Annotated in this window: 15 protein-coding genes; all 15 read left to right on the plus strand. The window is 67.3% G+C overall.

Annotated elements, in window-relative coordinates; translation table 11 throughout:
- Window positions 1-210 precede the first annotated feature (210 nt).
- On the plus strand, window positions 211-1,632 hold the full coding sequence (gene hpnJ / locus PWP93_RS03990) for a hopanoid biosynthesis associated radical SAM protein HpnJ (RefSeq protein WP_421043543.1): 1,422 nt from the start codon (window positions 211-213) through the stop codon (window positions 1,630-1,632).
- Window positions 1,632-2,585, plus strand: coding sequence for a hopanoid biosynthesis-associated protein HpnK (gene hpnK / locus PWP93_RS03995; protein WP_421045004.1), 954 nt, complete (start codon window positions 1,632-1,634; stop codon window positions 2,583-2,585). The genes hpnJ and hpnK overlap by 1 nt, the downstream gene beginning before the upstream one ends.
- Entirely contained in the window at window positions 2,582-3,724 is a 1,143-nt protein-coding gene (locus tag PWP93_RS04000) for a lysylphosphatidylglycerol synthase domain-containing protein (protein ID WP_421043544.1), read from the plus strand. The genes hpnK and PWP93_RS04000 overlap by 4 nt, the downstream gene beginning before the upstream one ends.
- Before the next feature lie 93 nt (window positions 3,725-3,817).
- Window positions 3,818-4,399: a hypothetical protein gene (locus tag PWP93_RS04005; protein WP_421043545.1), complete on the plus strand. Its 582-nt coding sequence runs from the start codon at window positions 3,818-3,820 to the stop codon at window positions 4,397-4,399.
- Window positions 4,400-4,552: 153 nt separating this feature from the next.
- Window positions 4,553-5,653 carry a patatin-like phospholipase family protein gene (locus PWP93_RS04010; RefSeq protein WP_421045005.1) on the plus strand — a complete coding sequence of 367 codons (1,101 nt, stop codon included), beginning with the start codon at window positions 4,553-4,555 and terminating at the stop codon, window positions 5,651-5,653.
- Window positions 5,654-5,928: 275 nt separating this feature from the next.
- On the plus strand, window positions 5,929-6,618 hold the full coding sequence (locus PWP93_RS04015) for an ABC transporter permease (protein ID WP_421043546.1): 690 nt from the start codon (window positions 5,929-5,931) through the stop codon (window positions 6,616-6,618).
- Between the two features lie 18 nt (window positions 6,619-6,636).
- Window positions 6,637-7,350 carry an ABC transporter permease gene (locus PWP93_RS04020; protein WP_421024251.1) on the plus strand — a complete coding sequence of 238 codons (714 nt, stop codon included), beginning with the start codon at window positions 6,637-6,639 and terminating at the stop codon, window positions 7,348-7,350.
- Between the two features lie 61 nt (window positions 7,351-7,411).
- On the plus strand, window positions 7,412-8,206 hold the full coding sequence (locus PWP93_RS04025) for an ABC transporter ATP-binding protein (RefSeq protein ID WP_421043547.1): 795 nt from the start codon (window positions 7,412-7,414) through the stop codon (window positions 8,204-8,206).
- 75 nt (window positions 8,207-8,281) lie between these two features.
- The gene (locus PWP93_RS04030; RefSeq protein WP_421045006.1) at window positions 8,282-9,265 is read left to right on the plus strand and encodes a GlxA family transcriptional regulator; all 984 of its coding nucleotides are present in this window, start codon (window positions 8,282-8,284) and stop codon (window positions 9,263-9,265) included.
- A gap of 188 nt (window positions 9,266-9,453) precedes the next feature.
- The gene (locus tag PWP93_RS04035; RefSeq protein WP_421043548.1) at window positions 9,454-10,671 is read left to right on the plus strand and encodes an aspartate aminotransferase family protein; all 1,218 of its coding nucleotides are present in this window, start codon (window positions 9,454-9,456) and stop codon (window positions 10,669-10,671) included.
- A gap of 35 nt (window positions 10,672-10,706) precedes the next feature.
- Window positions 10,707-11,810 (plus strand): arginine/ornithine succinyltransferase subunit alpha, encoded by a 1,104-nt coding sequence (gene aruF, locus PWP93_RS04040; protein WP_421043549.1) that lies wholly within the window; start codon window positions 10,707-10,709, stop codon window positions 11,808-11,810.
- Window positions 11,807-12,856: an arginine N-succinyltransferase gene (gene astA / locus PWP93_RS04045; RefSeq protein WP_421043550.1), complete on the plus strand. Its 1,050-nt coding sequence runs from the start codon at window positions 11,807-11,809 to the stop codon at window positions 12,854-12,856. The genes aruF and astA overlap by 4 nt, the downstream gene beginning before the upstream one ends.
- 42 nt (window positions 12,857-12,898) lie before the next feature.
- Window positions 12,899-14,362, plus strand: coding sequence for a succinylglutamate-semialdehyde dehydrogenase (astD, locus tag PWP93_RS04050; protein ID WP_421043551.1), 1,464 nt, complete (start codon window positions 12,899-12,901; stop codon window positions 14,360-14,362).
- Window positions 14,363-14,371: 9 nt separating this feature from the next.
- Entirely contained in the window at window positions 14,372-15,736 is a 1,365-nt protein-coding gene (gene astB / locus PWP93_RS04055) for an N-succinylarginine dihydrolase (RefSeq protein WP_421043552.1), read from the plus strand.
- Complete coding sequence (gene astE, locus PWP93_RS04060; RefSeq protein WP_421043553.1) at window positions 15,720-16,811, plus strand: succinylglutamate desuccinylase; 1,092 nt, start codon at window positions 15,720-15,722, stop codon at window positions 16,809-16,811. The genes astB and astE overlap by 17 nt, the downstream gene beginning before the upstream one ends.
- Window positions 16,812-16,900 lie beyond the last annotated feature (89 nt).

The raw sequence follows: 16,900 nt of genomic DNA on the forward strand, positions 1-16,900 counted from the left end.
GTTGTCAGGTCTGGCGAATCAGGCCTGGCGAAGCAAGCCTGGTGAAGCAGGCCCGAATAAATCAGGTCCAGCGTGCCGGACCGAAGCGCCCCGGGGCATGAGTCCCAGGCGCACCCCAAATTGTGGCGTGCCGCGCCGGCCTCGAGCCAGCGCGCGCGCTTGTCGTTCATTCATGCCCATTAACTAAAGGGTTGGCGGAGCACTCCTCTCATGAAAACGCTGTTTTTGCAGGCCCCGTCCTATGACGGCTTCGACGGTGGCGCAGGCTCGCGCTATCAGGCGAAGCGCGAGATCCGCTCGTTCTGGTATCCGACCTGGCTCGCCCAGCCCGCAGCCCTCGTGCCGGACAGCCGCGTGCTCGACGCGCCCGCCGACGGTATTGGCGTCGAACAAACGCTGAAGATCGCGATGGACTACGACCTCGTGATCATCCACACGAGCACGCCGTCGTTCCCGACCGACGCGCTGTTCGCCGAGGACCTGAAAAAGCGCAAGCCGTCGCTGCTGGTCGGCATGGTGGGCGCGAAGGTGATGGTCGACCCGCACAACTCGCTCACGGCCACCGAGGCGATCGATTTCGTCTGCCGCGAGGAATTCGACTTCACCTGCAAGGAAATCGCCGAAGGCAAGCCGTTCGCCGAGATCAAGGGCTTGAGCTGGCGCGCGAAGGACGGCTCGATCGAGCACAACGAAGCGCGTCCGATCCTCGAGAACATGGACGAGCTGCCCTTTGTGGCGCCCGTCTACAAGCGCGATCTGAAGATCGACAACTACTTCATCGGCTACCTGAACTACCCGTACGTCTCGATCTACACGGGTCGCGGCTGCAAGTCGCGCTGCACGTTCTGCCTGTGGCCGCAGACGGTGAGCGGCCACCGCTACCGCACGCGCTCGGTCGAGAACGTGCTCGCGGAAGCGAAGTGGATTCGCGACAACATGCCGGAAGTGAAGGAGCTCATGTTCGACGACGACACCTTCACCGATGACCTGCCGCGCGCCGAAGCCATCGCGATCGGCCTCGGCAAGCTCGGCATGACGTGGTCGTGCAACGCCAAGGCGAATGTGCCGTACAAGACGCTCAAGGTCATGAAGGAGAACGGCCTGCGCCTGCTGCTCGTGGGCTTCGAAAGCGGCGACGACCAGATCCTCGTGAACATCAAGAAGGGCGTGCGCACCGACTTCGCGCGCCGCTTCAGCGCCGATTGCAAGAAGCTCGGCATCAAGATTCACGGCACCTTCATTCTCGGCCTGCCGGGCGAGACGCCGGAGACCATCAAGAAGACCATCGAGTACGCGAAGGAAATCAATCCGCACACGATCCAGGTCTCGCTCGCGGCGCCTTATCCGGGCACGACGCTCTACAAGCAGGCCGTGGAGAACGGCTGGATGGAAGAGAACAAGACCATCAATCTCGTGAGCAAGGAAGGCGTGCAGCTTGCGGCGATCGGCTATCCGCATCTGTCGCGCGACGAGATCTATCACCATCTCGAGCAGTTCTATCGCGAGTTCTATTTCCGCCCGTCGAAGATTTGGGAAATCGTGCGCGAAATGCTCACGAGCTGGGACATGATGAAGCGCCGCCTGCGTGAGGGCGTGGAGTTCTTCCGCTTCCTGCGCGCCCACGAGGCATGATGGATGCGTCGCCGCGCGCGGCTGGGGTTGCCGACGTCGCAGGCAATGATGGCCGCGCGCTGATCTTCACCGCCGACGACTTCGGCCTGCACGAGCGGGTCAACGCGGCGGTCGAGCGCGCGCACTGCGATGGCGTGCTCAATGCCGCGAGCCTGATGGTCGCCGCGCCCGCCGCCGCCGACGCGGTGGCGCGCGCGCGGCAATTGCCGAACCTGCGCGTGGGCCTGCACCTCGTGCTCGCCGACGGCGCGGCCATGCTGCCGCACGCGCAAATTCCCGCGCTCGTCGACGCGCAAGGCCGCTTCGGCGACAACATGGTGCTCGACGGCTTTCGCTTCTTTTTCCTGCCTCACGTGCGCGCGCAGCTCGCCCTGGAGATTCGCGCGCAATTCGAGGCGTTCGCGGCGACCGGGCTCGCGCTCGATCACGTGAACACGCACAAGCACTTCCATCTGCATCCCACGGTGCTCTCGCTGATCCTCTCGATCGGCCGCGAGTACGGCTTGCGCGCGATGCGCCTGCCGCTGGAGGCGGGCGCGCCGTTTGCGCTCAGGCCCTGGCTTGCACTCGTGCGCGCGCGTCTTGCGCGTGCGGGCGTGGCGCATAACGATTACGTCGTCGGTATGGCGAATACGGGCGCGATGGACGAGGCAGTGCTGCTCGACGCGCTCGTGCATCTGCCGGCGCAGGGCGTAGGCGAGATCTATTGCCATCCTGCCGAGGCGCCCGCTGCGGGCGAGGGGCCGATCACGCCGTCGATGAGCGCGTATCGGCACGCCGACGAACTCGACGCGCTGATCTCGCCGCGCGTGGCCGAAGCGCTGAAGCGCGCGGGCGTGCGCCACGGCGGTTTCACCGACGTGTTTTTCGACCGGGGAGCGGCGAAGTCCGCTGCATCGGGCGGCGCACGCGCGCCGGCAAGTCACACCCAGGAGACACAGGCATCGTCATGAAGTGGCTTCAATGGCTGGGCCTGCCGGTCGGGATCGCGATCCTGATCGGGCTGGCCGTGCACGATGGCGCGCGCGACGTGGTGCGCGTGATCGGCGCGGCGGGGCCGGTGCTCCTATGGCTCGTGCCGTTCCATGCGCTGCCGCTGTTGCTCGATGCGCACGCGTGGCGCCTCCTGCTCGACAAGCGCGCGCCGCTTGGTTTCCTCTGGTGGGTCGCGACCGTGCGCGAGGCCGTCAACCGCCTCCTGCCCGTGGTGGGCGTGGGCGGGGAGATCGTCGGGGTGCGCCTCGCGCGCTGGAAGGTGCGCGACCGCGGCGATGGCGACAACGGTGACGATGGCCGCGACCTGAGCCGGATCACGGCCTCGGTGATCGTCGAGGTGTTCGTGACCATTGCCGTGCAATACGCGTTCTCGGCGCTCGGCGTCGTGCTGATCGTGGCGGCAACGGGCGACGGCGGGTCGCTGCGCACCATCGTCACGATCGCGCTCGCGTTGCTCCTCACGGCGCCGCTGCCCGTGCTCGCAGTGGTCCTGCTGCGCCGCGGCGGGGTGTTCCATGCGATCGAGCGCTGGGCCGCGCACCTGCTCGGCGCGAACAATCCGCTCATGATGGGCATCGACGGCAAGCAACTCGACGCCGAACTCGACCGGCTCATGTCGCGCACAGGCCTGATGTTCCGCGCGTTCTTCTGGCAACTCGGCGGCTACATGCTCGGCGCGTTCGAGACATGGTGGGCGCTCAAGCTGCTCGGCCATCCGGTCACGGTGGGCGAGGCGCTCGCCATCGAGGCCATCACCCAGGCCGTGCGCCACGCGGCCTTCATGGTGCCGGCGGGCCTCGGCGTGCAGGAAGTCGCCGTGGTGCTGCTCGCGCAACTGTTCGGCGTGAGCCCGGACGTGGCGCTCTCGCTCGCGCTCGTCAAGCGCATGCGCGAGGTGGTATTCGGCGTGCTTGCGCTGCTGTCCTGGCAGGCCGCCGAGATCGCGCGCACGCGCCGCTCGCTGCGCGAGCGCAAGCGTGCCGGCGCTGCCGCGAGCGAGGCGCTGCCTGCCGCGGCCGGCGCGCACGCACGGGCGTCCAGGGCGTTGCACGAGCCGCATTCGAACTCGACGGCGCGCGACGACCAGCCGCATTGACGGTACATTGTGGGTTGTAAGCGCACGCTGAGCCGACGGCTTGGTCCGTCCTCAGATGCGCCGCAAGCGCTGCTTCCGTGATGCCCACACGACATGTCGCCCAACTTTTCATCCACACGCTCGCTCGCGGTGGCGTGCGCCGCCTTGGCGGCGCTCACGCTCACGGGCTGCGACGACCGCCAGATCGACACCATGCTCGACGCCCTCCGGCTGACGTTCAAGACCTTCTTCGATTCGGTGAAGCCCGACGTGCTGCTGCTCAAGGGCATGACGCCCGGCGTCTCGACGCTCGAGCAGGTGCGCGAGCAGATGGGCAAGCCCGAGACCGAGCGTGTGTTCGACGACGGCTCGCGGCGGCTCGAATATCCGCGCGGCCCGGCGGGGCTCAAGACCTATATGGTCGACATCGGCCCGGATGGACGGCTCGTGGCGATCACGCAGGCGCTCACTGCCGAGAATTTCGCGAAGGTGCGCGTCGGCGAGAGCCAGGACGAGGTGCGGCGCTTGCTCGGTAAACCAGGGCAGGTGGCCGCGTACCGGCTCAAGAAGGAGACGGTGTGGAGCTGGAAGTGGCTCGAAGGGGGCGTCACGCAGGAGGCGTATTTCAATGTGCACTTCGGGCCCGACGGACGGGTCTCGACGACCTCGCGCTCCGATGTGATTCGCGGGCGTTGACGGGCGATGGAGACGAACGAAGACGGGCAGGCGCCGGAAAGTGGACTCAGCAAGCGGACATAGGACATTGAATCTACTCGACAAAGTGTTGAGGAAAGTGAAGCAGAAAGCGAAGCAGGTGAGGAAAACCGGAGGACGCGGGAGGCGCGCATGGTGATGCAACGTCGGCGTCCGCCGCGCGTGGGGCTCGTGCTGGGTGGCGGGGCGGCGCGCGGCTGGGCCCATATTGGCGCGATTCGCGCGCTAGAGGAGGCGGGCATCAAGCCCGACGTGGTGTGCGGCACCTCCATCGGCGCGCTCGTGGGCGCCGTCTACGCGAACGGCGATTTGGACTGGCTCGAAGAGTGGGTCGGCAAGCTTACCTGGCAGACGGTCGTGCGCCTGCTCGACTTGCGCTTTTCCGGCGGGCTGCTGGGCGGGCGCAAGGTGATCGACCTGTTCGCGAAACAGTTCAACGGGCGCACGATCGACGACCTGGCCATACCGTTCGCGGCGGTGGCCACCGAGCTCGATACGGGCCGCGAAGTCTGGCTGCGCGACGGCGGCGTGGTGGACGCGGTGCGCGCCTCCATCGCGATCCCCGGGCTTTTCACGCCGATCTGGCACGACGGCGTATGGCTCGTGGACGGCGGGCTCAGCAACCCGGTGCCGGTCTCGGCGGCGCGCGCGATGCGCGCCGACACGGTGATCGCCATCGACCTTAATCACGACATCCTCAATGGCCGTGACCTGGGCGGCGCAATCGACACCGTGCCGCGCGAAACGCCGGCGGGGGTGGCGGGCGCCGGGACGTCGCCGGCGAGCGGCGAGGAGCTGGAATTGCCGCTAGATGCACTGTCCGACGCGCCCTCCGACGCATCGTCCGATACCCAAGCCGGCTCGCTGCCCGATGCACCGCCCGGCGCGCGCCGCAGGGAACCCCCGTTGCTGCTGCGCCGCAATGGCAGGCCGTTTCCGAACTGGCTGCAGCCTTCGGGACTGGGCGCGCTGGGCGGCCCGGACGTGCGCGTCGCGCCGCCGCCCAGTGCGCGCGCGCCGTCCTTGCTGAGCTCGATCGCGCAGAGTATCGACATCATGCAGGTGCGCATCACGCGCAGCCGTCTGGCGGGCGAGCCCGCCGACGTGCTGATCCAGCCGCGTCTGGGCGGCATGGGGATTTTCGACTTTCATCGCGCCGGGCCGGCGATCGAGGAAGGGCGCGCGGCCGTGCAGTACATGCTGCCCGCGATCAAGGCGCAGTTGGGGATCGAGTAGGGTGCCGCCGCTTCTATCGAAAAAGCGACTCGAAACTTGTGAAAACGCCCAGCGTGGACCGCTGGGTTTTTTTCGGCTTACAAAATCATCGCGCCCTTGACGGCGCGGCTCAAAACCCCGGCCAGACGTGCGAAGCGCTGTTATGCTGCAATGCAGCATAACGGGCGCGCGCGTTTGAGCAATCCATTTTGCACTGCGACCATCCGCGCACATCTTCAAAACGACGCCCGCGGCCAACACCCGGAGCGTCGATAACGACTTTCACGGAGACGCGCGTGATGCTCTACGGCTTTGGCCCGGTGCTGCTCGCCGGCACGATCAAGACGATCGAACTTTCGCTGCTCTCGCTCGGCGTGGCCGTGCTGCTCGGTCTTGCGGGCGCGGCGGCGAAGCTTTCGTTCAACCGGCCGCTCGCGGCCTGCGCGACGGCCTACACCACGCTGATTCGCTCGGTGCCCGATCTCGTGCTGATGCTGCTGCTGTTCTACAGCATTCAGATCGGCGTGAACGAGGTCACCGACGCGCTCGGCATGGCGCAGATCGACATCGATCCATTCGTGGCCGGCGTGCTCACGCTCGGCTTCATCTACGGCGCGTACTTCACGGAGACCTTCCGCGGCGCGTTTCTCGCCGTGCCGCGCGGCCAGCTCGAAGCGGGCCACGCCTACGGCATGAGCGGGGTGCGCGTGTTCGTGCGCATCCTGTTTCCGCAGATGATGCGCTTTGCGCTGCCCGGCATCGGCAACAACTGGCAGGTGCTCGTGAAGGCGACCGCGCTGGTGTCGATCATCGGTCTGGCCGATGTCGTGAAGGCCGCCCAGGACGCGGGCCGCAGCACCTTCAACCTGTTTTTCTTCCTCGTGATCGCGGCGCTCATCTACCTGGCGATCACCACCATTTCAAACTTCGCGCTGATCTGGCTCGAACGCCGCTACTCGGCGGGCGTGCGCCACGCGCAACTGTAATCCGGGGAGAACCAGGCGATGAACGAAATCATTCAACAATTCGGCCGCGCATTCCTCTACTGGGACGGCGAGCACGTCTCGGGCCTCGCGATGACGGCGTGGTTGCTCGTGATCTCGGTGGCGTTCGGCTTTGTCTGCGCGGTGCCGCTCGCGGTCGCGCGCGTGTCGAGCCGGCGCTGGATCTCGCTGCCGGTGCGCTTCTACACCTATGTGTTTCGCGGCACGCCGCTCTATGTGCAACTGCTGCTGATCTACACGGGCGTGTACAGCCTCGCTTTCGTGCGCGCCGAGCCGCTCTTCGACGCGTTTTTCCGCAGTGGCCTGAATTGCGCGATCCTCGCGTTCGCGCTCAATACCTGCGCTTATACGACCGAGATTTTCGCGGGCGCGATTCGCGCGACCTCGCACGGCGAAGTGGAGGCGGCGCGCGCTTATGGCATGAGCCCGTTCACGATGTACTGGCGCGTCGTGCTGCCTTCGGCGCTGCGCCGCGCGCTGCCCCTGTACAGTAACGAAGTGATCCTGATGCTGCACGCAACGACGGTGGCGTTCACGGCGACAGTGCCCGACATCCTCAAGGTCGCGCGCGACGCCAACTCGGCGACTTACCGCTCGTTCGAGTCGTTCGGGCTCGCGGCGCTGATCTACTGTGCGGTATCGTTCGTGCTGGTGGCTGCGTTCCGCCGCGCGGAGAAGCGCTGGCTCGGCCATCTTGCCGTGCGTACGCGATAATTTTTGGGAGACCACCTTGGTTCAGACGATGCAAACGAATCCGCGCACGCCGCAAACCCAAATGAAAACCCCAGCGCAATCTTCATCGGATAGCAAGCTGATTGCCCGCGACATCCACAAGCGCTATGGCGACAACGAAGTGCTCAAGGGCGTCTCGCTCGACGCGAAGAAGGGCGACGTGATCAGCATCATCGGCGCGAGCGGCTCGGGCAAGAGCACGTTCTTGCGCTGCATTAATTTCCTCGAGAAGCCGAACGCCGGCGAGATCGTGGTGGACGGCGAAACCGTGCGCACGAAAGCGGGCCGCAACGGCGACCTCGACGTGGCCGATCACAAGCAGCTCCAGCGCATTCGCACCAAGCTCGCGATGGTGTTTCAGCACTTCAATCTCTGGTCGCACATGAACGTGATCGAGAACGTGATCGAGGCGCCCATGCACGTGCTCGGCGTGCCGCGCAAGGAAGCCGAGGAGCGCGCGCGTGCGTATCTGGAGAAGGTCGGCCTCGCGCCGCGCGTGGAAAAGCAATATCCCTCGCATCTCTCGGGCGGCCAGCAGCAGCGCGTGGCGATTGCGCGCGCGCTCGCGATGAACCCCGACGTGATGCTGTTCGACGAGCCTACCTCCGCGCTCGATCCCGAACTCGTGGGCGAAGTGCTCAAGGTGATGCAGAAGCTCGCCGAGGAAGGCCGCACGATGATCGTCGTGACGCACGAGATGGGTTTTGCGCGCAACGTCTCCAATCATGTGATGTTTCTGCACCAGGGCCGCACCGAGGAAGAGGGCGCGCCCGCCGACGTGCTCGGCAACCCGAGGAGCGAGCGCTTGCGCCAGTTCCTCTCGGGCAGCCTCAAGTAAGCGGAGCGCCAGGACGTGTCGCAAGCGGCGTCCCGCACGACCCAGGTCGCGATCGTCGCGTTGCCGCCGGTCTCGATGTCGAGCGTCGGCCCCATCGTCGATGCCCTGAACCTCGCCAACGAAATCGACGGCCGCGCGCTCTACCGCTGGCAGATGTGCTCGTGGAACGGCCGGCCAGTGCCGCTCGCCGGCGGCGCGCAATGGCCCGCCGACTGCGCGTTCGGCGACGCGGTGGCGTGCGACTGGCTCATCGTCGTGACCGAGCGCTTTCAGCAGTTCGCCGACTATCGCCTGTTTCTCGCGAGCCTCGCGCGCGTGGGGCAGCGCACGCCGATCGTGAGCGGCATCCACCACGGCATCTGGTGGCTCGCGATGGCGGGCCAGCTGCAGGGCTATCGCGTAGCGGTGAACTGGGAGACCTATCAGCAGTTCTCCGAACAGTTCGAGCGCACCATCGTCACGCAGCACATCTACGAAATCGACCGCGGCCGCGCGACCTGCTCGGGCGGCCAGGCGACGCTCGATTTCATGCTCGCGATGATCGGCCGCGAGCACGGCCCCGAACTCGTGGACCGCATCGCCGACGCGCTCGGCGCAAGCACGCTCAGGAGCGGCGACGAGCGCCAGCGCATTCCGTTCGTGACTGCGCCCGGCGAGCGCCATCCGCGCCTGAACGATGCGCTCATGCTGATGGAGGCGAATATCGAGGACCCGCTCACGACCGACGAGATCGCCGGCCACGTGGGCGTCTCGCGCCGTCAGTTGGAGCGCCTGTTCCGCCAGTACCTCAATGCGATGCCGTCGAAGTACTACCTGGGCCTGCGCCTCGCGAAAGCGCGCTCTCAGCTGCAGCGCAGCAGCAAGTCGGTGGTGCAGATCAGCCTTGCATGCGGATTTTCATCGGCGGCGCATTTTTCCAATGCCTATCGCGAGCGCTTCGGCGTGACGCCGCGCGAGGATCGCCGCAACTGGATCGAGCGCCAGCACGGCGGCGCGGCTGGGGCAGCGGCGCTGGAGCCGCGCGCGGGCGCGCTCGTGGAGCCGCCGGAGCGCGACTGATTGCAACCGGTCGCGCCTGATTGGACCTGATCCCGCCCGGCGACGACGAAAAAACACGTCGCGGTTACGCAAGACGATTGCGGCACGGTTGCCTACACTGCTTCTGTTACCGAGGCAAAGGGCGTTGCGCTGCAGCAGGCGCACTCCGCCCCAGCCTGAAACCCACATTGAGCCCAAGAGGATTCGCCATGAACGACCAGACCGTGAGCCGCAAGACCTTCGACGAAGTGATGGTGCCGTGCTTTTCGCCCGCGCCGTTCGTTCCCGACCGTGGCGAAGGCTCGCGCGTCTGGGACACCGAAGGCCGCGACTATGTCGACTTCGCGTGCGGCATCGCCGTGACCTCGCTCGGCCACGCCAACCCCGAACTGCTGCGCGTGCTGCACCAGCAGGGCGGCAAGCTCTGGCACATCGGCAACGGCTACACCAACGAGCCGGTGCTGCGCCTCGCGCGCAAGCTCGAAGCCCTCACGTTCGCCGATCGCGCATTCTTCGCGAACTCGGGCGCCGAGGCCAACGAGGCCGCGCTCAAGCTCGCGCGCCGGGTGGCATTCGACCGTCACGGCGAGCAGAAGGCCGGGATCATCTCGTTCACGCAGTCGTTCCATGGCCGCACCTTCTTCACGGTCAGCGTGGGCGGCCAGCCCAAGTATTCGGAAGGCTTCGGCCCTGTGCCGCAGGGCATCGTGCATCTGCCTTACAACGATATCGAAGCCGCGAAGCGCGCGATCGGCGCGCAAACCTGCGCCGTGATCGTCGAGCCGGTGCAGGGCGAGGGCGGCGTGATTCCCGCCGATCCGGCCTTCCTGCAGGCGCTGCGCGAGGCCTGCGACGCGCACAACGCGCTGCTGATTTTCGACGAAGTGCAAACGGGCGTGGGCCGCACCGGCACTTTCTACGCGTACCAGGACACCGGCGTGACGCCGGACATCCTCACCACGGCGAAGGCGCTCGGCAACGGCTTTCCGATTGGCGCGATGCTCACGACCGAAGCCATCGCGGCGCACTTCAAGGTGGGCGTGCACGGCACGACCTATGGCGGCAACCCGCTCGGCGCGGCGATCGCGGACAAGGTGGTCGAGCTCGTGAGCGACCCGGCGCTGCTCGCCGGCGTGCGCGCGCGCGGCGAAGCGATTCGCGCGAAGCTCGCGCAACTGAACGAACGCTTCGACATGTTCAAGGAAGTGCGCGGCAAGGGTCTGCTGATCGGCGCGGAACTGACCGCGCGCTTCGCGGGCCGCGCGAAGGACTTCAACGCGGCGGCTGCAAACCGCGGCGTGATGATGTTGATCGCCGGCCCCGACGTGCTGCGCTTCGCGCCGTCGCTCATCATTCCCGAGGCGGACCTGAACGAGGGCTTCGCGCGCCTCGAGAAGGCCTTCGAAGATGTGATCGGCGCGCGCTGAGCGCTGGCCGCGCCCCATTGACCACAGGACCGACGATGCTATTCGTTCGCCCCGCAAGGCTCTCCGATCTCGATGCGATCGCCCACATGGCCCGCACCGCGCAGCCCGTGCTGCACTCGCTGCCGCACGACCGCGCCGCGCTGGAAGCGCGCATCGCGCTGTCCGAGGATTCGTTTCGCGCCCAGGTGGATTTCCCCGGCGAGGAGTTCTATCTCTTCGTGCTCGAGGATTCGGACACGGGCCGGCTCGTCGGCACCTCCAGCATCGTGGCGGCGGCGGGTTATTCGGAGCCGTTCTACGCGTTTCGCAACGACGCGCTGATTCACGCCTCGCGCGAACTGCACGTGAACCGCAAGATTCACGCGCTCACCATGTCGCACGAACTCACGGGCAAGAGCCGGCTCGCGGGCTTCTACATCGAGCCCGCGCTGCGCGGCGATGCCGCCGCGCATCTGATGTCGCGCGCACGCATGATGTACATCGCGATGAACCGGCGCCGCTTCACGCCCGAGGTGTTCTCGCTGCTGCTTGGCGTGACCGACGACGCAGGCGTTTCGCCGTTCTGGGAGGCGGTGGGGCGCAAGTTCTTCGGGCGCGATTTCAAGGACATCGAAATGGTTTCGGGCGGCCGCAGCCGCACCTTCATCGCCGAAGTGATGCCCGCGTATCCGCTTTACGTGCCGCTGTTGCCCGAGGCCGCGCAGCGCGTGCTGGGCGAGCCGGATCCGAGCGCCTTGCTCGCCTATGAGATCCATCTGGAAGAGGGCTTCGAGACGGACCGCTATGTCGACATCTTCGACGCGGGCCCGGTGATGACCGCGCAGGTGGACCGCACGTCGTCGGTCGAGGGCAATGAGACGCGCACGGTGCGCGAGAGCGCCGGCGCGGCACAGGGCGCGAAGTATCTGGTTGCGAGCCAGCATGGCGGCGAGTTCCGCTGCGCTTTGGCGACCTTGCCCGCGGCGGCGGAAGTTACGGGGCGTGCGGATCATGGTGCTCACGCGCCGGCGGCCGCGCCGCTCGACGCGGCCACGCGTGCGGCACTCAACGTGCAGGACGGCGAGGCGGTGCGTTGCGCACCGCTGTATCGCCGTAGCGAAGATGACTCGATGGAACAATCGACTGGAGAAGCGCAATGATCGTGGTACGCGTCGTGCAGACGGGCGATGTGGACGCGCTCGTCGCGCTTGCCCAGGAAACCGGCCCCGGCCTCACCACCTTCAAGCCCGACCGCGAAGCGCTCGCGGCGCGCATCGAACGCACGCGTCGCACGCTTGCGGGCGAGGCGGCGCAGAGCGAGGCGGGCTACTTCTTCGTGATGGAAGACACCGCGACCGGCGACGTGGCCGGCGTGTGCGGGATCGAAACTGCGGTGGGCCTGCAGCAGCCGTTCTACAACTATCGCGTGAGCACGGTCGTGCACGCGAGCCAGGACCTCGGCATCTGGACGCGCATGCGCGCGCTCAACATCTCGCACGACCTCACGGGCTATGCCGAGGTGTGCTCGCTGTTCCTCTCGCCGCGCTATCGCACGGGCGGCATGGGCGGCTTGCTCTCGCGCTCGCGCTTCATGTTCATCGCGCAGTTCCGCGAGCGTTTTCCGGAGCGTCTGTGCGCTGAGCTGCGCGGCCACTTCGACGCAGAAGGCACTTCGCCGTTCTGGCGCGCGGTCGGTTCGCACTTCTATCAGATCGATTTCAATGCCGCCGACTACCTGAGTTCGCACGGCCGCAAGGCGTTTCTTGCCGAGCTGATGCCGCGCTTTCCGGTGTACGTCGAGTTGCTGCCCGAGGATGCGCAGGCCTGCGTGGGCCTCACGCACGCGGACACGGTGCCGGCGCGGCGCATGCTCGAAGCCGAAGGGCTGCGTTACGAGAACCACGTCGATATCTTCGACGCGGGCCCGGTGCTCGAATGCCATACCGCCGACTTGCGCACGGTGCGCGAGAGCGTGGTGGTGCCGGCACGCATTGCAGGTACTGCGGGCGCTGCGCAGGAAGCCGAGGAAGGCGTGCGCTCGCTCGTGTCGAACACGTCGCTGACCGACTTTCGCGTGGGCTTTGCTCCGGGTGTCGTGCACGACGGCGCGTTCACGCTGAGCGCGCAGGAAGCCGCGGCGCTGAACGTCGCGCAAGGCGATCCAGTGCGCGTGCTGGGCGCGACGCACAAGCCGAAACAAGGTTGAGGGCGGGGCTTGCAGAAGCCACGCTGAAAGATAAGGATGACCATGAACGAGCTTTTCATCGATGGGCAGTGGTGCGCCGCTAGCGGCCCCGCATTCGTTTCGCGCAATCCGGGCACGGGCGAGACCGTGTGGAGCGGCAACGCCGCGAACGCCGAGGACGTGGACCGCGCCGTGAGCGCCGCGCGCCGCGCATTCGTCGAATGGTCGCAGACGCCGTTCGAGGCGCGCTGCGAGATCGTCAAGCGCTTCGCGGCGCTCGTCACCGAACGCAAGGAGCAGCTCGCGCAGGCCATCGGCCGCGAGACCGGCAAACCGCTGTGGGAAGCGCGCACCGAAGCCGCGTCGATGGCCGCCAAGGTCGCGATCTCGATCACGGCCTATGGCGAGCGCACCGGCGAAAAGCGCAGCGACATGGCCGACGGCGTGGCCGTGCTGCGCCATCGTCCGCACGGCGTGGTGGCCGTGTTCGGCCCGTATAACTTCCCCGGCCATCTGCCCAACGGGCATATCGTGCCGGCGCTGATCGCGGGCAACGCGGTCGTGTTCAAGCCTTCTGAGCTCGCGCCGGATGTTGCGCGCGCAACTGTCGAGATCTGGCATGAAGCGGGGCTGCCCGCGGGCGTGATCAATCTCGTGCAGGGCGAGCGCGACACCGGCATCGCGCTTGCGAACCATCGCCAGATCGACGGGCTGTTCTTCACGGGCAGCTCGGATACGGGCACGCTGCTGCATCGCCAGTTCGGCGGCCGCCCCGAGATCGTGCTCGCGCTGGAGATGGGCGGCAACAACCCGCTCGTCGTCGCGCCCGTGGAAGACATCGACGCCGCCGTGCATCACGCGATCCAGTCGGCGTTTCTCTCGGCGGGGCAGCGCTGCACCTGCGCGCGCCGCATCCTCGTGCCCGCCGGCGCGTTCGGCGACCGCTTCATCGAGCGCTTCGTGGAGGTGTCCTCGCGCATCGCGGTGGGCGAATACAACGCCGAGCCGCAGCCGTTCATGGGCGCGGTGATCTCGGCGCGCGCGGCAGCCAAGCTGATCGACGCGCAGGCCCAACTGCTCGAACGCGGCGCGAAGGCGCTCTTGCCCATGGAGCAGTGCGACCCGGCGCTCGGCTTCGTCACGCCCGGCATTCTCGACGTGACGAATGTGGCCGATCTGCCCGATGAAGAGCACTTCGGGCCGCTCGCGCAGATCATCCGCTACGCCGGTTTCGACGACGCCATCGCACAGGCCAACAACACGGCCTACGGCCTCTCGGCGGGCCTGCTCGCCGATGATGCCGCGCTCTGGCAGCGCTTCTCGCGCGAGATCCGCGCGGGCATCGTGAACTGGAACCGGCCCACCAATGGCGCGTCGAGCGGTGCGCCCTTCGGCGGCCCGGGCCGCTCGGGCAACCACCGGCCGAGCGCGTTCTACGCCGCCGACTACTGCGCCTGGCCGATGGCCTCGGTCGAGAGCGCACAGCTGACCATGCCCGCGAGCGTCTCGCCGGGCCTTCAATTCTGAGGATCGACGATGACTCAAATTTCAACGGCACTCGCGGGGACCCTTGAGGCCAACTTCGACGGGCTCGTCGGTCCCACGCACAACTACGCTGGCCTCTCGTTCGGCAACGTCGCTTCGCAGAACAACGAGAAGTCGGTCGCGAACCCGCGCGCCGCTGCGCAGCAGGGCTTGCGCAAGATGAAGCGCCTCGCCGATCTCGGCTTCGCGCAGGGCGTGCTGCCGCCGCAGGAGCGGCCCTCGATGCGCCTGTTGCGCGAGCTGGGCTTCACGGGCAAGGACGCCGACGCGATCGCGCGTGCCGCGAAGGACGCGCCCGAGCTGCTCGCCGCGGCCAGTTCGGCTTCCGCGATGTGGACCGCGAACGCGGCCACCGTGAGCCCTTCGGCGGACACGCCCGAGCGCCGCGTGCACTTCACGCCCGCGAACCTGTGCAGCAAGCTCCATCGCGCGATCGAGCACGAGTCCACGCGCCGCACGCTCGGCGCCATCTTCGCGGATCCGTCGCACTTCGTGGTGCACGACGCGTTGCCGGGCACGCCCGCGCTCGGCGACGAAGGCGCGGCGAATCACACGCGCTTTTGCGCGCAGTACGGCGAGCGCGGCGTGGAGTTCTTCGTCTACGGCCGCAGCGAGTACCGGCGCGGGCCGGAGCCCAAGCGCTTCCCGGCGCGCCAGACCTTCGAGGCGAGCCGCGCGATCGCGCAGCGCCACGGCCTCACCGACGAGACCACGGTGTTCGCGCAGCAGCGCCCCGAGGTGATCGACGCCGGCGTCTTCCATAACGACGTGATTGCGGTGGGCAACCGCAGCACCCTGTTTTGCCACGAGCTTGCATTCGTCGACCAGAAGAACGTCTACGACGAACTGCGCAGGAAGCTCGGAGCGCATGGCGCGCCGTTCGACGTGATCGAAGTGCCCGATGCGCAAGTGAGCGTGGCCGATGCTGTTTCGTCGTATCTCTTCAACAGCCAGCTTTTGAGCCGCGCGGACGGCAAGCAGATTCTCGTCGTGCCGCAGGAATGCCGCGAGAATCCGCGCGTGGCGATCTATCTCGACGAGCTGGCCGCGAAGCGCGGTCCCATCGACGAGGTGCTCGTTTTCGACCTGCGCGAGAGCATGAAGAACGGCGGCGGCCCCGCGTGCCTGCGCCTGCGCGTGGTGCTGAGCGAGGCCGAGCGCGCAGCGGTCGCGCCAGGTGTGTGGATGAACGATGCGCTGTTCGCGAGGCTCGACGCCTGGATCGGCAAGCACTATCGCGACCGCCTCGCGCCCCAGGATCTCACCGATCCGGCGCTGCTGGTGGAGTCGCGCACCGCGCTCGATGAGCTCACGCAGATTCTCGGCCTGGGGTCGCTCTATGACTTCCAGCGCTGAGCCGGTTCAGTCGCACGCGGCGAGCACGGCCACGCCCGCTTGCCTCGCCGATTTTCTCGCCACGACGCTGGCAGGCGAGCGGCCGGCCAGCGCCGCGCAAGCGGAAGGCACGTGCGCCTATGGCGCGGTGCGCTGGCAATGGCTCGACGAAGGCGTGCTGCAACTCGAGCCGGTGCATACCGGCGGCGCGCGCGGCGAGCCGCTCAAGAGCGTGCTGCTCTCCGCTGGCGTGCACGGCGACGAGACCGCGCCCATCGAGCTGCTTTCGCGGATGGTCGCGGATCTGGCCGCGGGGCATCTCGCGCTCGCGTGCCGTCTGCTGGTCGTGCTCGGCAACGTGGCCGCGATGCGCGCAGCCACGCGCTATGAAGACGACGACCTCAACCGGTTGTTCAGCGGGCGCCATGCGCGCGTGCCGCAAAGCCGCGAGGCGCCGCGCGCCGTCGCGCTCGAGACGGCGGCGCAGCGCTTCTTTGCCGAAGCGTCCGATGCCCCGGGCGCGCGCTGGCACCTCGACCTGCACACGGCGATCCGCGCCTCGGCATTCGAGCAGTTCGCGCTGCTGCCTTATACGGGCGACGCGCCCACGCGCGCGATGTTCGACTGGCTCGCCGATGCGAACATCGCCGCTGTCCTGATTCATACGGAGAAGGGCGCAACGTACTCGTCGTTTAGCGCCGATGCTTGCGGCGCCGTCGCATGCACGCTCGAACTCGGCAAGGTGCGGCCGTTCGGCCACAACGATCTCACGCGCTTCGCGCAAGCGGACGCAGCCTTGCGCCGGCTCGTGTCGGGCGCGCAGGCGACCCAGGACGCGCCGATGCCGCGTGTGTTCACGGTGATCGGCCAGATCACGAAGCAAAGCGATGCGTTCGCACTGCACGTGGCCACCGACGTGGCGAACTTCACGCCGTTCGCACGCGGCACGGTGCTCGCGGAAGACGGCGCGTATCGCTACGTCGTCGCACGCGACGAGGAGCGCATCGTGTTTCCGAATCCCACCGTGAAGCCCGGCTTGCGTGCGGGGCTGCTCGTGGTCGACACGACCGCCGAAACCCTCGCATCGCTCACATGAACCACGCGAAAACCCCGCTTGGCGGGGTTTTCCGGCCGGCGGCGCCGGCCACGGTACAATCGCGTCCTCGCGGTTGCTGCGGCGCGTCA

The sequence above is a fragment of the Paraburkholderia sp. A1RI-2L genome (assembly GCF_048957375.1).
GTDB lineage: Bacteria > Pseudomonadota > Gammaproteobacteria > Burkholderiales > Burkholderiaceae > Paraburkholderia.

What these genes read in the sequence shown, in the direction of transcription:
- aruF (WP_421043549.1), top strand. Translation starts at nt 10,707, where the DNA reads ATGCTATTCGTTCGCCCCGCAAGGCTCTCCGATCTCGATGCGATCGCC.
- hpnK (WP_421045004.1), top strand. Translation starts at nt 1,632, where the DNA reads ATGGATGCGTCGCCGCGCGCGGCTGGGGTTGCCGACGTCGCAGGCAAT.
- PWP93_RS04000 (WP_421043544.1), top strand. Translation starts at nt 2,582, where the DNA reads ATGAAGTGGCTTCAATGGCTGGGCCTGCCGGTCGGGATCGCGATCCTG.
- hpnJ (WP_421043543.1), top strand. Translation starts at nt 211, where the DNA reads ATGAAAACGCTGTTTTTGCAGGCCCCGTCCTATGACGGCTTCGACGGT.
- astA (WP_421043550.1), top strand. Translation starts at nt 11,807, where the DNA reads ATGATCGTGGTACGCGTCGTGCAGACGGGCGATGTGGACGCGCTCGTC.
- PWP93_RS04030 (WP_421045006.1), top strand. Translation starts at nt 8,282, where the DNA reads ATGTCGAGCGTCGGCCCCATCGTCGATGCCCTGAACCTCGCCAACGAA.
- astB (WP_421043552.1), top strand. Translation starts at nt 14,372, where the DNA reads ATGACTCAAATTTCAACGGCACTCGCGGGGACCCTTGAGGCCAACTTC.
- PWP93_RS04020 (WP_421024251.1), top strand. Translation starts at nt 6,637, where the DNA reads ATGAACGAAATCATTCAACAATTCGGCCGCGCATTCCTCTACTGGGAC.
- astD (WP_421043551.1), top strand. Translation starts at nt 12,899, where the DNA reads ATGAACGAGCTTTTCATCGATGGGCAGTGGTGCGCCGCTAGCGGCCCC.
- PWP93_RS04005 (WP_421043545.1), top strand. Translation starts at nt 3,818, where the DNA reads ATGTCGCCCAACTTTTCATCCACACGCTCGCTCGCGGTGGCGTGCGCC.
- PWP93_RS04035 (WP_421043548.1), top strand. Translation starts at nt 9,454, where the DNA reads ATGAACGACCAGACCGTGAGCCGCAAGACCTTCGACGAAGTGATGGTG.
- PWP93_RS04025 (WP_421043547.1), top strand. Translation starts at nt 7,412, where the DNA reads ATGAAAACCCCAGCGCAATCTTCATCGGATAGCAAGCTGATTGCCCGC.
- astE (WP_421043553.1), top strand. Translation starts at nt 15,720, where the DNA reads ATGACTTCCAGCGCTGAGCCGGTTCAGTCGCACGCGGCGAGCACGGCC.